Genomic DNA, 15964 nt, shown 5'->3' with positions numbered 1-15964 from the left:
TCTCCTGATCGCTGCGAGCGTCCTGCATGACCGCGTCGGGGCCGGGGTCAACGGGCAAGCCGTTACCGCTCGCCTGGGGGCTCGCGTGACCCCGCCCCTTGCCCGCGGTCTCCCCGCCGCATCAGCGATCGGGAGCAGGACGATGTGTCGAGTTCTGAACAGGCGGACCGGAACCCACGATGGGGCCATCTACATCGGCCGCGGCAGCAAGTGGGGGAATCCGTTCGTGATCGGGAAGAACGGGACCCGGGCCGAGGTCATCGCGAAGTACGGGCGGTGGCTGGCCGACCAGCACCACCTGCTGCGCTCGCTCGATGAACTGCGCGACCGCGACCTGCTGTGCTGGTGCGCCCCCATGGCCTGCCATGGCGATCTGCTGAAGTCCCTCGCCAACGCCACCCGCGCGGAGCGCGTGGCGTGGTGGCGCGGGGTCACGGCGGCTGCCTGATCTCCTACGCGATCAGCATCGGTCCCGGGTGTCAGCCCGGGATCGCGGCACGCGCCATCACGCCCGGCCGGTGCCCGCCGCCCCGCTTGAGGTCGGCCACCGGCCTTCCTGAGCGAAAGAAGTCGCGCGGGGGGCCTGCGGACGGGGATAGTTCGACGCAACGTAGGACAGCTCGGGCGCGGCCGGGGCGATCTCGATCGGTCAACGGTCTCGATGATTCCGTAGGGAATTGACCGTCCAGAAGGACAGATGGTGTGTCCTGAATACTTCGCTGCGATTTAAGAAGTCCGTGATCTGAGAGGAAGAGGAGCCCTGCCGGGATTGAGCCGGCACGAGGGCGAAAGAGAGCCCTGCGGCCCGGCGTGATCCGACAGGAGCCGCGACCGTGAACGTTTCCATCAGCCGCAAACACTTCGAGGCCAGCACCACTCTCAAGCCGACCCCGAGCCCAGCGATCATCGAGGCCGGCACGCGCCTCGCGGACGCCCTGGCGCAGGGCCACGCGGTCGACACCGCCGCCTTGCGCGCGGCGATGGAAGCCGCCTGCGGCGGCAGCGACGCCGAGGGGCTGTGGCTGTGGAAGGATGCCTACGAGGCGACCGAGGTCGCCCAGGTTCTGTTCCTGCGCCGGTTCTGGCCGGCGATCCGCGCCAAGGCCGCGACCCCGACCGGTCGCCTCGCGATGCTCGGCCGGATCGCCGGGATGCTGCCGACCCACACGCGGCGAAGCGAGGAGAGCGAGGCGCTCCAGCAGTTCTCGACCCCCCTTCCCCTCGGCTACGTCGCGGCGCTCGCCTGCGGCCTGCGTCCGGGTGAGACCCTGCTGGAGCCGTCGGCCGGGACCGGCCTGCTCGCGATCCACGCCGAGTTGGCCGGCGCGCGCCTCCACCTCAACGAGTTGGCGGCGACGAGAGCCGGGCTGCTCACGGCGCTCTACCCGGCCGGTTCGGTCACGCAGCTCGACGCCGCGCAGATCCACGACCGGCTCGACGCGGGCGTGATCCCGGACGTGGTGCTGATGAACCCGCCGTTCTCGGTCGCGGCCCATGTCGAGGGCCGCTATCGCGATGCGACCGCCGACCACCTGCGCTCCGCCCTCTCCCGCCTTCCCCGTGGCGGGCGCCTCGTCGCCATCACCGGCGAGGGCTTCCGCCCCGATCGCCCCTCCTCGGTCCCTGCCTTCGCAGGCCTCGCCGAGCGAGGCGGTCGGCTGGTGTTCTCGGCCGGGCTGTCGGGCCGCGCCTATGGCAAGCACGGCACCAGCGTCGACGTCCGCCTCCACGTCTTCGACCGGCTGCCGACCGGCGAGACGGGCACGCATGCCGCTCCGCTCGGGCTGATGGAGGACGTGGGCGCGCTGCTGGCGGCCGTCCTGGCGAACGTCCCCGCCCGCCTGGAGCCGGTCGCCGCGCCGGCCCCCCGCCCAGCGATCCCGGGCTTTGCCCGCAAGCCCGCGGCGGCCCCGCGCTCCCGTGCCCCGGGCCAGGATACCGCCGCGACTGCTGCCGGCGAGACGGCCTCGCCGATCGCCTACACGGTGATCGAGGAGCTGCCCGCGACGCTCGCCGCGGAGGCGGTCCTGTACGAGCCGTATGCCCTGGAGACCCTGCGGATCGAGGGCGCCCACCCGCACCCGACCGCGCTGGTCCAGTCGACCGCCATGGCCTCGGTGCGCCTGCCCCGGCCGGGCTACGCCCCGCGCCTGCCGGCCGCGGTCGTCACCGCCGGCCTGCTCTCCGAGTGCCAGCTCGAGACCGTGATCTATGCCGGTGCCGCCCACGCCCAGCACCTGCCCGGTCACTGGACCGTCGACGAGACCGGCACCGTCCTCTCGGCCGCGGCCAAGGGCGCGGACGGCGCCGTGCGCTTCCGCCAGGGCTTCTTCCTCGGTGACGGCACCGGCGCCGGCAAGGGCCGGCAGGTCGCCGGGATCATCCTCGACAACTGGATGCAGGGGCGGAAGAAGGCGCTGTGGATCTCGAAGAACGAGGCGCTGCTGGAGGACGCCCAGCGGGATTGGCGCCATCTCGGCCAGGAGCCGCTCCAGATCGTCCCGCTGTCGCGCTTCGCGCCCGGCAAGCCGGTGACGCTGGCCGAGGGCATCCTGTTCACGACCTTTGCGACCCTGCGCGGCGCCGGGCGGAACGGGTCCGGCTCGCGCCTCGACCAGATCCTCGCCTGGCTCGGGCCGGACTTCGACGGCGTGATCGCCCTCGACGAGGCCCACGCGCTCGCCAACGCCGCGGCCGGCTCCGGCGACCGCGGCGTGGTCGAGGCCTCGCAGCAGGGACGCGCCGGCCTCGCGCTCCAGTACCGCCTCCCCGACGCCCGGGTGCTCTACGTCTCGGCCACCGGCGCGGTCACGGTCGAGAAGCTCGCCTACGCCCACCGGCTCGGCCTGTGGGGCGGCGGGGCCTTCCCCTTCCCCACCCGCTCGGATTTCATCACGGCGATGGACCAGGGCGGGCTTGCGGCGATGGAGGTGCTGGCGCGCGATCTCAAGGCGCTCGGCCTCTACACCGCCCGCTCGCTCTCCTACGCCGGCGTCGAGGTCGAGATGCTGGAGCACATCCTCAGCTCCGAGCAGGTCGCGATCTACGACGCCTATGCCGACGCCTTCCAGGTCATCCACACCAACCTCGACGCGGCGCTGAAGGCCTCGGGCGTGATGGGGGAGAGCGGCACGCTGAACCGGGCGGCCAAGTCCGCGGCCCGCTCGGCCTTCGAGTCGAGCAAGCAGCGGTTCTTCAATCACCTGCTCACCGCGATGAAGTGCCCGAGCCTGATCGCTGCGATCGAGGCGGGGATCGAGGCCGGCCACGCCGCGGTCGTGCAGATCGTCTCGACCGGCGAGGCGCTGATGGAGCGGCGCCTCGCCGAGATCCCGTCTGAGGAGTTGGGTGACCTCCAGGTCGATGTCACGCCGCGCGAGTACGTGATCGACTACCTCAAGCACGCCTTCCCGACTCAGCTCTACGAGCCCTACAGCGACGCCGACGGCAACATCCTGTCCCGGCCGGTGATCGATGCCGACGGCCAGCCCGTCCAGTGCCGCGAAGCGGTCGAGACCCGCGACGCCCTGATCGAGCACCTGTGCGGGCTGACCCCCGTGCAGTCGGCCCTCGACCAGATCCTCCACCACTTCGGCACGGACGTCGTCGCCGAGGTGACCGGGCGCTCGCGCCGGATCGTGCGTCAGACGGGGCGCGACGGCGTCGATCGCCTCGTGCTCCAGAACCGGCCGGCGACCGCCAACCTCAGTGAGACCCAGGCCTTCCAGGACGACGGGAAGCGGATCCTGGTGTTCTCGGATGCCGGTGGCACCGGGCGGAGCTATCACGCCGATCGCGGCGCGAAGAACCAGCGCCTGCGCGTCCACTACCTGCTCGAGGCCGGCTGGAGGGCCGAAGCGGCCGTGCAGGGGCTTGGTCGCACCAACCGCACGAACCAGGCCCAACCGCCGCGGTTCCGGCCGGTGACGACCAGCGTGAAGGGCGAGAAACGCTTCCTCTCGACCATCGCCCGGCGCCTCGACACGCTCGGCGCGATCACCCGGGGCCAGCGCCAGACCGGCGGCCAGGGGCTGTTCCGGCCCGAGGACAATCTGGAGGGGCCCTACGCGGCCACCGCGTTGCGCCAGCTCTACTGGGCGATCATGCGCGGTGAGATCGCAGGCTGCCCGCTCAAGGTGTTCGAGGCGATGACCGGGCTGGCGCTCACCTCCGAGAGCGGCGCCGTCCTCGACGAGCTGCCGCCGATCGGCCGCTTCCTCAACCGCGTGCTGGCGCTGCGGATCGCGGTCCAGAACGTTCTCTTCGAGGCGTTCGAAGAGCGCCTGGCCCTGGTGATCGAGGGTGCGATCTCGGCCGGGGTCTACGACGTCGGCGTCGAGGTGTTGACCGCCGAGAGCTTCACGGTGACGGATCGCGAGGTGGCCTACACCCACCCGGTGAGCGGCGCACACACGCACCTCCTCACGATCGCCGAGCGCCGACGGCTCCGGCCGCTCGACCTCGCCACGGCGCTCACCATGATCGCCGAGGGCTTCCGCCCCGTGATCAACGGGAAGTCCGGCCGGCCGGCGCTGATGGGGAAGGCCGCGAGCGAGACCCGCGAGGACGGCTCTGTGGTGGCGCGGGTCCGCCTGGTGCGCCCGCTCCAGCGGCAGCTCCTCGACCGCGACCAGTACGCCCGATCCTCGTTCGAGGAGGTGCCGGCGGAGGCCTTCGCGGCGGCTTGGGCAGCCGAGCTCGCCAGCCTGCCGGAATTCGACGAGAGCACGCTCTACGTCGTCACCGGCCTGTTGCTGCCGATCTGGGACCGGCTGCCGGCCATCGACATGCGGGTGTTCCGCCTCGTGACCGATGCCGGCGAGCGCATCGTCGGGCGTGTCGTCGACCCGCAGGACCTGCACGTCACTCGCGAGCGGCTGAACCTCGGCGCCGGCACCGCCATGGCCCCGGCCGAGGCCTACGCGGCGGTGCTCGGAGGGCGGGCCAGCCTCCAGCTCGCCGGCGGCCTCCAGGTCAAGAGAGCCAGGGTGATGGGCGAGAACCGGATCGAGTTGATCGGGGCGAGCGAGAGCGCGCGGGCCGGGCTGAAGTCGATCGGGCTGTTTGCCGAGGTGATCGCCTGGCGCACCCGCCTGTTCATCCCGATCGGCGAGGGTGGAGCCACGATCCTGGCCGCCGTCATCGAACGCTACGCACTCCTGCGTTGCGTCAACGCTTCCGCTCACGCTTAATGCACGAACCCGACGGAGGCCGACCATGCCGACCCATCCCACCGCCGCGGACCTCTCGCGCCAGCTTGCCGACAACGTCGAGGCGTTCTGCCGACGCTACCTCTCGAACGGCCGCCGGAACGGCCGCTGGTGGTGCGTCGGGGACGCCTTCAACAGCGAGGGCGAGTCCATGTACGTGCGACTTACCGGTCCGAGCAGGGGCAAGGGCGCCCGGGGCAAGTGGACCGATGCGGCGACCGGTGAGCACGGCGACCTGCTCGACGTGATCCGGATGCAGTGCGGCGACCGCTGGAAGGACGCCCTCGACGAGGCGCGGGCGTTCCTGAGCCTGCCCCAGCCGCCGGTGCCTGAACGGGCCCGCCCGCTCCCGAAGGCCCGCGACACGGTCGAGTCGGCCCGCCGCATGCTGCGCTACGGCCGGCCGGTGCCCGGCACCGTCGCGGCAGCCTACCTGCGCTCGCGCGGGCTCGATCACGCCGTCGGCCAGCCAGCCCTGCGCTTCCACCCGCGCTGCCTGTACCGGCCCTCGGCCAAGGAGCCCCCGGGCCCGGACGCCTATCATCCGGCCCTGCTGGCCAGCGTCACCGACCTGTCGGGCACCGTCATGGCGGTCGGCCGGACCTGGCTCGCTCCGGACGGGCGGGCTAAGGCGGCTGTGCGCGACCCGCGGCGGACCCTCGGCCACCAGCTCGGCCATGGGGTGCGGTTTCCCGGCACGGTGCCCGACATGATGGTGGCTGGCGAGGGCGTGGAGACGGTGCTGTCGGTCCAGCGCGTCCTGCCGGCCATGCCGCACGTCGCTGCCCTGTCCGGAGCCCACCTCGGTGCCCTGATCCTCCCTCCCGGCCTGCGCCACCTCTACATCGCCCGCGACGCCGACCCAGCTGGCGAGAGCGGGGCCGCGACCCTGCGCCGGCGCGCCGAGGCCGCGGGCATCCTGGTGACCGACCTGGATCCCCGCGAGGACGACCACAACACCGACCTGCGCCATCTCGGGCCACGCGACCTCGCCCTGCATCTCGCGCCCCAGCTCGACCCGAACGACGCCGTGGCCCACCTCCAGTTCGAAGAGGCCCTGGCCGCCTGATCCGCTTCGCCCCGGGTCGAGGATCGAGCCACAGGCCCGCCCGGCCGAGAAAGCCTTCACGTCCACGGCCTTCTTCAGAGGGCGACGGATGCCGGGTCGGGGGACCTTGGGCGCAACGGCCCGCATCCGACGATTTTCCGCCGCCGCCCGGAGGGCGGCTTTGCATCGCGAAGCAAAATCGACGGCCGGGTGCCGTCCTCCACTCCGCTCCGGCCCGCGCGGCCGCATCGCCTGACGGCGCGATGCGGATCCTCGCGCGGGTGCGCCAGACCCCCGAGCCCGGCCTTGGGTCGCCGTGAAGGCCGCGATGGACGCGAGCCCCCGGACCCCCGAGGAGCCTCCGATGCTCGACCACCTCACCCACGCCCTCGACGAGGACCTGCCCGCCGATCCGACCCTGCTCGAGGAAATCGCGGTCACCGGCTACCGCCCCTTCGAGGAGCACGACGATCCCCGGCCCCTGCCCCACTCCGGCAAGCTGGACCACGCCCTCTACGTGGCGATGTCCACGCTCGAGGAGGCCTTCGCCGGCACCCGCCTGGAGGACGACCTCGAGGACGTGCTGTGGGGGGTCGTGAACGTCTTCCACCGCCGCGTGGAGACGATCGAACGCAAGCTCGACGAGAACGAGCAGGCGCAGCGCCAGAGCCAGCGGGAGCAGGACGGCAGCGAGGTGCTGTCGGTCGAGCTGGAGCGGCTCATCGCTCTCGGGCAGACGCTCTGCGAGTTGCGCAACGCCTTCGAGTACGCCCGCGACGCTGCCGCCCACCGGTTCACCCGGATCACCAAGTCGCTGTGGCGCCCGCGCTCCGGCTCGCAGGTCAACCGGGCGACCATGACCGCAGCGATGATCGACTCGCGCGACTTCATCAGCGCCCGGCGCCGGGCCGAGACCGAGATCCACCTGCCGCAAGGCACCCGGATCGCCTTCACGGGCGGCAAGCAGTTCCAGGACGTCACGGTGATCTGGGACACCCTGGACCGCGTCAGGACCAAGTACCCCGACATGGTGCTGATGCACGGCGGCGGCGAGGGCGCCGAGCTGATCGCCGCGAAGTGGGCGGAGAACCGCAAGGTCGCTCAGGTGGTGTTCAAGCCGGACTGGAAGCGCCACAGCAAGGCGGCCCCCTTCCGGCGCAACGACCAGATCCTGGAGCAGGCGCCGATCGGGGTCGTGCACTTCCCCGGCGGCGGGATCTCCGACAACCTCGCCGACAAGGCGATGGCCAAGGGTATCCCCGTCCGGCGGGGCGTGAAGGCCGGCGCGTGAGGCGCCGACCCGCTCCGGTGGCGGTCCGTGATCGGGCCGCTACTGCTCCCGACAGCCCGGGCCCCAGGCGGCGGCCCGCGCCTCTTGGGCAAGCTGGAGGTAGGTCTCCTGGAAGGCCGCATCGACGCGCGGATCGCCGATCAACTCCGTCACGAGGGCGGCGAGGCGATCGTAGGCCCCGCGCGGGATGGAGACCTTGGTGAGGGCGTCGCTGTAGAGCACCACATCCCCGACCTGGACCAGTGAGAAGACGGCGCGCTCACAGGACACGACGGGATCCCCGCCAAGCTGGAACCCCTCGATCAGCTCGCCCACATCCTCGACCCCAATGGCGAACATGGGCACGCCGCTGACGGTCAAGGTGAGGCGGAGATTGGCCGGATACCCGACCTCGAACCGGAGCGAGACGGGACTCTCGAAAATGGCCTTCACGGTCGACCAAGACGTCGCCAGAAAAGGGACTGAGGCCGCATCAGAGCAGGTGAAGGGAGCGAGGGGATTTCCGGCCATGCTTGCCCCAGAGTTGTGCCGATAACCCGCTAGGTAGCACAGCCTCAACATCCGGTCAGCACTGCCGCGGAAAGCGGCTGGGGAGGATCCTGCGCCGGGCTGGAAGCACTCCTCCCCAGCGAGGGAGCCCATCTGGTCAGGTGGCGAGGCTGGAGGCGTCCGGAGCGGGCGCCATCACGAGACGCGGCGGCGCGGTGGGGGCCGCCTCCCGCGCCAATCTGGACCTACGGCGAGGGTGGGAGACGGCCACCTCGCCCCATCCGGCAAGCCCGGCGTCCGGTCGAACCGCCCCATGCGGGACCGGCGGTGAAGCGCGGCAGCCAGGTCGCCACAGCGACGGACCGTCCCTACACGATGGCGACAAGGGAACAGACGGCGTCTCCGCCCGCAACCGTCCGGCCAGACGATTTTCCCCTGTCGCTGCGCGCCATTCCTCGCGGGACAAAATCGTCAGTCCGGCCGGTCCTCCGCTGCGCTCCGGCCCCTCTCGGGGTGCAGGCGGAGCCGCCGCCTGTTTGGGGGGTCGCATCGCGCAGGGACGGTCCCGGCGCCTCAGGAAACCCCGCCGATGCCGCGCCACACCTCGACCCTCCCCGCCCACGCCCGCTACGCCCTCGTGACCCACGTGGCCGAACTCCAGGCCGAGCTGGCCTCCATTTCCTGCCCGCGCGAGCGGCGCACCATCCAGGCCGAGCTGAAGGCCGCCCAGGCCCGGGTCGCACAGCTTCCCCCGGAGGGCTGAAACCCCCTCCTCCAGGGCCGCCCCACCGGCGGCCTTCAACCCCGGCGATCGGGGGGCTTCACTCTGGTTCGTAGCGCGCGGGTCAAGCCTTCGGCGGGCACCCGATCGGGCGCCCGCCGAACCGTCCTCACGGACGGGTTTCACCGCGACCGGCGTCGCGGCGAGCGGCCCGTCCGGCCGCCGGTTACGCCGCCAGTTGCGAGTCCTCCAGAGACTTCTCGAACTCGGTCAGGTAGTCCTCCGCTTCCTGCGCTTCGCGGAGGAAGAAGCGGTTGTCCCCGACGAGCTTCTTCATGTCCTCGCGACGGAAGTAGATCGCTCGGCCGCAGCGGATCGGCTCGACACCGGGCACGCACAGGATCTGCTCGTCGCGCCGCATCGTGTTGATGATCTCGTCGGGCATGATGAGGGCCCGCTTGTGCAGCGAGGTCGAGGCCGACAGGCTCACACCGCCCGAGCCTTTGCCCGTGCGGGCCTGCTGGCTGTAGGACACGACCTCCTGGGTGAAATACCCGCACCGCTCCGACAGCGCCTTGGCCGTTTCGACGTCGGTGACGGCCGAGAACGACTGCCACGAGGTCGACTCGAACCACGCCGAGACAGCGTCCTTATCGCCCCATTGCTGGCGAAGCTGGCCCAGCGCCTGGTACACCATCACGAGCACGATGCCGTATTTCCGGCCGGCGTCGCGCGCGACCTCGAGCAGGCCCATGTTGCCGAGCCGCGCCGCCTCGTCGAGGATGAACGCGACGCGATCCTTGACCTCGCCGTTGGCGTGATACAGCGCGTTCATCAGCCCGCCGATGATGACACGCGCCAGCCCCGGATAATCCTGAAGCGTCTGGAGATCGAGTGCCACGAACACGTCGATATCGTCGTCGATGAGGTCGAGGCTGGAGAACTTTCCCCCAGACACGATCGCGGCGTATTCCTTGAACGACAGCCAGTTCGTCAGGTCGGCCGCGGTCGCGTAGACGCCCGAGAATGTCTGCGGCGTCATCGACTTGAATGGGCCGAGGGCGAGCGCGGCAAACGAGTCCTTTTCCTCGGCCCTGAGGATCCAACCGAGCTGCATCAGGAAGTCCGGTTCGGGCTGCGAGATCATCTCGCGCAGGGTGCGCAACGTCCGCGGCTTGGTCGCGTCGAAACCCTTGTTGAGGCAGATATAGGCGAGCACCCCGCGGATGAGCTGGAGCGCCGAGTTTCGGAAGAAGTCGTTGGGGTCGGCGCGCTTGACCGGGCCTGTTGCGATCCAGCCGACCACGGCCGCGATGTCCTTCTCGGCCGAGTTCTCCCCCCGACCGATCCAGTCGAGCACGTTGAACCCGCTCTCTTGGTCCTTCGGCGTGATGCAGAACACGCGTCGACGGTTGCTCGGGCCACGCATCTTGCTCCTGTAGTTGGCGAGCATCGGATGAAGCTCGGTCGAGGGGTCGAGCACGACCGCGTTCCACGGGCACGACAGCAGCATCGGGATCACCGTGCCGGTCGTCTTGAACCCGCCCGATCCGGAGAAGATCAGGCCATGGCCGGAGCCGAGATCGGCGTTGAACCCCATCAGCGGTTTGCGCCCGCCAGAGCCCCAGGTCTTGCGATCGTTCGGCTTGAAGATCCGCGACGTGGTCTTCGGGTCGAGGTCGGGCCGATATAGCTCGCCGAGCACCAGTGCGCCGTCCTCCGGGAACAGCTCACCGGCGAGCTTCATCGTCGCCCACTCGGCATCGCCGTGGGCGGCGGATTTCGAGCGGATCGGCTTGTTGTAGCCGCGCGTGGTTTTCCTGACCCGCACCAGCGAAACGACCGGTGCGATGAAGGCGACGAAGCCCGCAAAGCACACGGCGCAGAACAGCGGGATGTCGGCCTGGCGCAGCAGGGCTCGCGTATCCGCACCCGGGTTCAGAGCGGTCAGCCGGGCGATCTCCTCGCGCACCGTCCAGACGGACAGGGCGATCAGGAACAGCGAGGAGAAAACTGCGACCACACGGCCGCTATCGCCGGGCCGGGCCAGGCCCGAGATGGCAAACAGGATGAGCGCAGGGAACGCCACCGCGGCCACCCGCACGGCCTGGACCATCATCGAATGGCCCGGCTCGACGACGTAGAACGCCCCGACCAGGGGGCCGAGTACCAGCGTGAATGCGAGGTGCAGGGCGAGGCCGACCGCGACGGCGAGGGCGCCGTAGATCCACTTCATGCCTTGAACTCCTTATCCCCCAGGCGGGCGAGTCGTTCTTCCACGGCAGGGTCGCGGATGCGCTCGCGACCCTCGACCAGGAGGCCGAGCAGGACGTTGGTCGGAATGTCGGCGAGCCCCGCTTTCACGATCAGGCCGCCGAGCTTGATCTTCCTGTGGGCGTCCTGGCTCCGCTCCTCACGCTGCCTGGTCATCAGCTCCCTCTTGAGCCGGTCCAGGGCCTCGAGCTCTCTTGCCCTTTGGCTCCGCCACTTCCGGGTGTTCCGCACGAAATCGCGTGACGATCGCTTCGAACTCCCGGGCCAGGGCCTCGTCCGTGATGTTGATCGACCCGAGGCCGGCCTTGAGCGCCATGTTGCCGATCCGCTCCGCCTCGGCCTTGTCATGCTCCTTGAGCTTCTTCGTGAGCGCCGCGATCTCGCTGACGATGGCCTCGCGCGACTTCGACCTGGCCATGGATGCCTCTTCCCCTTCCGTTGGACAGGCGATGGTTAACATCGCCGAAGCGATCGGGAAACGTTGCGTCAAGAAGCGCCAGTCCCATGGCTGCCGGGAGTGCGCAGCCGTGATCGCAGCGTCACACTGGGGCGGATCGTCGAGGAAGTGGTGATGCCTCTCAGGCCTTCCATGCAGGCTCTGGACGCCGATCCATCCCCACTGCCAAAGGCCAAGCTTCCTTCCCGGAGCCGGCACGGCGTGGCCGCAGGTTCTCTCGCATTCCTGTCGGAGCCAGCCGTCCCGAGAGACCTCCTCGTCTCGCTGTCGCCCGCCATCATTCTGGCACCAAGGGTCACGCAGCCATCCTTCACCAGCACCCTGCCCCCTCCGGGTGATACGGCGCGAACCCACCTCGCGCAGGCCGGCTGACGACGGACGGACGTGCCGGCCCCGAAGGGGCCGCTCTCACTCGGAGCTACGGCGCGCAGCGCCTCCGCAAAGTCGCCTGAGTTTACGAAGGGGCGCACTTATGGGGAAATTTGCATTTCCCTGCGTTAGCTGGTAAGGCCAAGCTCGGGTATCCCTCGCATGGCCATCTATCACCTCTCGGCTCAGGTCATCAGTAGCGGCGCCGGCCGGAGCGCCGTCGCCTCCGCCGCCTATCGGCGCGCGGCCACCATGACCCGCGAGAGCGACGGCAAGGTCATTTCCTACGAGGGCAAGCAGAACGTCGCCCACACCGAGCTGAGCCTGCCCGCCCAGATCCCGGCCTGGTTTCGCACCGGCATCGACGGTCGCAGCGAGACCAGCGCCTCGGCCTATCTCTGGAACGCCGTCGAGCGGAAGGAGGGCCAGAAGGGAACCGGGTTCGCGATGGAGATGAACATCGCGCTGCCGATCGAGCTGACCTTCGACCAGAACGTTGCGCTCGCCCGCGACTGGGTCGAGGCGGAGATCACGTCGAAAGGCTACGTCGCGGACTGGGCCCTGCACGACGCGCCCGGCAATCCGCACATCCACGTCATGGTCCCGCTCAGGATGCTGACCGACGACGGCTTCGGGGCGAAGTTCGATTTCGCCCGGGACCGTGCCGGCGACATCCTCTACCGGGAGGACGGCAAGCCTCGTTACGAGCGCCTTGCCGGGCCGATGAAGCACCTGGTCCCCTGGCGCCGCTCGTGGTCCGAGGTCGCGAACACCCACCTGGCGGCGGCGGGTCTCGACCTGCGCATCGACCACCGCTCGCACGTCGAGGCCGGCATCCGGATCGAGCCGACCGAGCATATCGGCGTCCAGGCCTCCAACCTGCGCGGCACCGTCTCCGATCGCGTCGAGGAGGAGAAAAAGAAACGCGCCCGCAATGCGCAGGCGATCATCGCCGATCCGGAAAAGCTGCTGCCGATCCTCTCGCGCGAGAAGAGCGTGTTCGATGAGCGCGACATTGCCCGCGCCGTCTTCCGCTACATCGACGACCCGGCCGCGTTCGATGCGGTGCGTCTCAGGCTCGGCCAATCACCCGAACTCGTGGCCGTCGCCGAGGAGGTTTTCGACCCCGAGAGCGGGCGCGTAATATCGCCCTCGCGATGGACCACGAGGGCGCTGCTCCAGGCCGAGATCCTGATGCAGGCCGCGACCGGACGGCTCTACGCCGATGCCGGTCACGGGGTCTCACCGCGTGCGCTCGACCGTGCCATCGCCGCCCGTCCGGAACTGTCCGAGCAGCAGCGCGAGGCGGTCCGGCACGTCACGGCGCCTGAGCGGATTGCGGCCGTCGTAGGGTTTGCCGGTGCGGGCAAATCCACCATGCTCGGCGTCGCACGCGAGGCCTGGATCGGGGCCGGTCACGCCGTCGTCGGCGGGGCCCTCGCCGGCAAGGCGGCCGAGGGGTTGGAGAAGAGTGCGAGGATCGCGAGCCGCACGCTGGCATCGTGGGAACTCGCCTGGAAGCACGAGCGTGACGTGCTGAAACCCGGCGACGTCTTCGTGCTCGACGAGGCCGGCATGGTCGCCTCCGAGCAGCTCTCGCGGATCGTGCAGGAGGTGGAGCGCCGCGGCGCCAAGCTGGTGCTGGTGGGCGACGCCCAGCAGCTCCAGCCGATCGAGGCTGGTGCGGGTTTTCGGGCGATCGTCGAGACGATCGGCTACGCCGAGCTGTCGGAGATCTGGCGCCAGGCCGATCCGGCGATGCGGCGTGCAAGCGTGGCGCTTGCCAGGGGCGAGGCGGCCGCGGCACTCGGCGTTTACAGTGAAGCCGGGATGGTGCGGTTCTCGCCCGATCGTGACGGTGCGCGCGAGGCCCTGATCGCGGCCTGGAAGCCGGATTACCTCGCCGCCAAGCCCGATGGCCGCGCGAGCGAAACGCTGATCCTGGCCCAGACCAACATCGACGTTCTGGCCCTCAACGCCATGGCGCGTTCCGCGCTCAAGGCCGACGGGATGCTGGAGGACGAAGCCCGGTTCGTCACGGCCCGCGGCGAGCGGATGTTCGCGCCCGGCGACCGCGTGCTGTTCCTCGAGAACGATCGCCAGCTCGGGGTGAAGAACGGCATGCTGGCCACGGTCGAGGCCGCGTCGAGCGGCCGGCTCACGGTCAGGCTCGATCGCGACGGAAGAGGCGACGGTGAGCGGATCGAGGTCCATGCCGAGAGCTACCGCAACCTCGATCACGGCTACGCTGCGACCGTGCATAAGAGCCAAGGCGCGACCCTCGATCGGGTGCATGTTCTCGCCACGCCCGGCATGGATCGCCATCTCGCCTACGTGGCGCTGACGCGCCATCGCCACAGCGTCGTTCTCCACGGTGCCCACGCCGACTTCATCCCCGACTGGCGCAAGGCCAAGCTCGGACATGAGCCCGCGCCAGACGTGCTCGACGCGGCCGCGCTCGACGGATTGTCGCGCCGGCTCTCGCGGGATGGCTCGAAAGCCTCGACCCTGGATCATGCCGGCGAGGCCGCATTCCGTGAGGCCGCCGTCGCGCTGACGCGCCCGCCCGAGCCGATGGATGGGGAGCCGGTCCGCGACCGCGCGAGCGATCTTCCGCTGCTCGATGCCAAGCGGATCGCCAGGGATCTCTCGGCTCTCGCCGGTCGCCTCGAGGCGGGAAGCGGCGCGGCTGCGATCGGCCCCGACCCGAAGCCCGCCGCTGCCGTTGTCGACGCCTCCGGCTCGCCGGCCTTGGCCGCGCTCGACGCGGCTCTTGCCCGTCTGGAAAGCGCGGAAACAGACGTCGCCGACCGGGTGCGACCACAGGATGTCCGGGCGCTCGCCTCGGCCTTTGCCGAGCGGCGTGGTCTCAACGGCCACGCCGTCCTCGCGCCTGCGCTCGTGAAGCGGGCGCGCACCATGATCCGCACCGCGCAGGCGCGTTGGCGGCGCCTGCACGGCCTCACAGGGCGGCTTACCGCAGCTTGGCAGGTGCTCGCAGCATCCCGCCCTTCGGCTGCCGAAACGATCCCGTCCAAGCCGGCGGAAACGGCAGAGGTCAAGCTACCGCTCAAGCCGTTCCTGGCCGCCGTTCCCTACGACGAAGCGGCGATCGATGCGGTCCTCGAAAGTCGGGTCGATCCGCAGCGACACCTGAAGGCGGAACTCGATATGCTGCGCTACGAGATCCGCCTGGCGGTCAAGGATCCCGCCAGCCTCTACAAGGCGATCTACGGCCAGCTTCGCACGTCCGGAGAGGGCTACCCTGGACGGATCGATGACCTGCTCGCCGACCCCGAGGCCTATGGCGGTCTGCGGGGGCGAAAAGGCTGGTTTGTTCCGAAGGCCGAGAAGGAAGAACGCGAGAAGGCTGAAGCCTCCTATCGAGAACTCAGGAGGTCCGCCATCGACCTCAAGAACATGTTCTCGTTCATGGCCGACAAGATGCGGCCGGAGGAGGAGCGTTACCGGTGGCGCATCGCGATCGAGGTGCCGGGCTTGTCGCCAGCCGCCGCCGCCGCGCTGATCACGATCGCCCGGACGCCTGGCACCGATCCTCGGGCGTTCGATGCGGTCGTCGCGAAGGCCGTGGCGACCTCCGAGCAACGTGCTGAAATCGAGGCATTCGCGAGTGCCGTCGCCGACCGGTTCGGCGCCAGCGGGGCGATCGGGCGATCGGCCGAGAAGGGGCTCGGACCGGGGCAGTGGCTGACGCGCGAGGAGCGCGAGATCCTGTCCGGGGCTGGGTTCGTGGCCACCTACCTCAAGGAGGGCAGCCTGGATCACCTGATCGCCCAGGTCCTGCGCCGCGAGCTCGATCAGCAGGTCGACGTACAGCCGCAGCGGAGCGTGGATCAGCGCCGGGACCTCGACCGTGACCGAGATCCCGGGCTGACGCCCTGACGCTCCCGCAGGTCGCGGATCGGGTCCCCGGCCTTGGCCGTGAGCACAATCTCTGGCTGCCGCTGTGACGCACACGACACGCGCTCCGTATTGGCGCCGAAGCGACGATGGGTAAGGGTAGGAGAGAGAGGACAGTCGGGATGTTAGCCGTCTCGAGGACGGATCGAGAGTCGCTGCCTGCGCGCCGGATCGGCCGGGCTTG

Annotated in this window: 10 protein-coding genes; 6 read left to right on the top strand and 4 right to left on the bottom strand. The window is 69.9% G+C overall.

Going from position 1 to position 15964, the window contains the following annotated elements:
* The first annotated feature begins 142 nt into the window (after positions 1 to 142).
* From miv_RS30740 to miv_RS30725, 4 genes are all read left to right on the top strand, one after another.
* Entirely contained in the window at positions 143 to 448 is a 306-nt protein-coding gene (locus miv_RS30740) for a DUF4326 domain-containing protein (RefSeq protein WP_207183712.1), read from the top strand.
* Between the two features lie 385 nt (positions 449 to 833).
* A complete protein-coding gene (locus tag miv_RS30735) occupies positions 834 to 5192 on the top strand; it encodes a strawberry notch family protein (protein ID WP_207183711.1) in 4359 nt (1452 codons plus the stop codon).
* A gap of 25 nt (positions 5193 to 5217) precedes the next feature.
* On the top strand, positions 5218 to 6279 hold the full coding sequence (locus miv_RS30730; protein ID WP_207183710.1) for a DUF7146 domain-containing protein: 1062 nt from the start codon (positions 5218 to 5220) through the stop codon (positions 6277 to 6279).
* Between the two features lie 343 nt (positions 6280 to 6622).
* Complete coding sequence (locus miv_RS30725; RefSeq protein WP_207183709.1) at positions 6623 to 7549, top strand: DUF2493 domain-containing protein; 927 nt, start codon at positions 6623 to 6625, stop codon at positions 7547 to 7549.
* A gap of 39 nt (positions 7550 to 7588) precedes the next feature.
* Here miv_RS30725 and miv_RS30720 read toward each other — a convergent pair whose 3' ends face one another.
* Complete coding sequence (locus miv_RS30720) at positions 7589 to 7981, bottom strand: hypothetical protein (protein WP_207183708.1); 393 nt, start codon at positions 7979 to 7981, stop codon at positions 7589 to 7591.
* Between the two features lie 646 nt (positions 7982 to 8627).
* Between miv_RS30720 and miv_RS30715 the strand changes: the two genes are divergently transcribed.
* The gene (locus miv_RS30715) at positions 8628 to 8801 is read left to right on the top strand and encodes a hypothetical protein (protein WP_207183707.1); all 174 of its coding nucleotides are present in this window, start codon (positions 8628 to 8630) and stop codon (positions 8799 to 8801) included.
* A 184-nt stretch (positions 8802 to 8985) separates the two neighbouring features.
* On the opposite strand, the gene miv_RS30710 is transcribed toward miv_RS30715, so the two are convergent.
* Genes miv_RS30710 through miv_RS30700 form a run of 3 tightly spaced genes read right to left on the bottom strand, consistent with a single transcriptional unit; the run spans position 8986 to position 11523 of the window.
* On the bottom strand, positions 8986 to 10995 hold the full coding sequence (locus tag miv_RS30710; RefSeq protein WP_207183706.1) for a type IV secretory system conjugative DNA transfer family protein: 2010 nt from the start codon (positions 10993 to 10995) through the stop codon (positions 8986 to 8988).
* Positions 10992 to 11189, bottom strand: coding sequence for a conjugal transfer protein TraD (locus tag miv_RS30705; RefSeq protein ID WP_207183705.1), 198 nt, complete (start codon positions 11187 to 11189; stop codon positions 10992 to 10994). The genes miv_RS30710 and miv_RS30705 overlap by 4 nt, the downstream gene beginning before the upstream one ends.
* Positions 11173 to 11523, bottom strand: coding sequence for a TraC family protein (locus tag miv_RS30700; RefSeq protein WP_244749112.1), 351 nt, complete (start codon positions 11521 to 11523; stop codon positions 11173 to 11175). The genes miv_RS30705 and miv_RS30700 overlap by 17 nt, the downstream gene beginning before the upstream one ends.
* A 498-nt stretch (positions 11524 to 12021) precedes the next feature.
* Here miv_RS30700 and traA point away from each other — a divergent pair, with 498 nt between their 5' ends.
* Positions 12022 to 15762, top strand: a complete 3741-nt coding sequence (gene traA / locus miv_RS30695; protein ID WP_207183704.1) for a Ti-type conjugative transfer relaxase TraA — start codon at positions 12022 to 12024, stop codon at positions 15760 to 15762.
* The last annotated feature ends 202 nt before the right edge of the window (positions 15763 to 15964 follow it).

Source organism: Methylobacterium indicum (assembly GCF_017347565.1).
Classification (GTDB): Bacteria; Pseudomonadota; Alphaproteobacteria; order Rhizobiales; family Beijerinckiaceae; genus Methylobacterium; species Methylobacterium indicum.
Note: the sequence above shows the minus strand (reverse complement) of the source record. Positions and strands in the feature narration are given on the sequence as shown.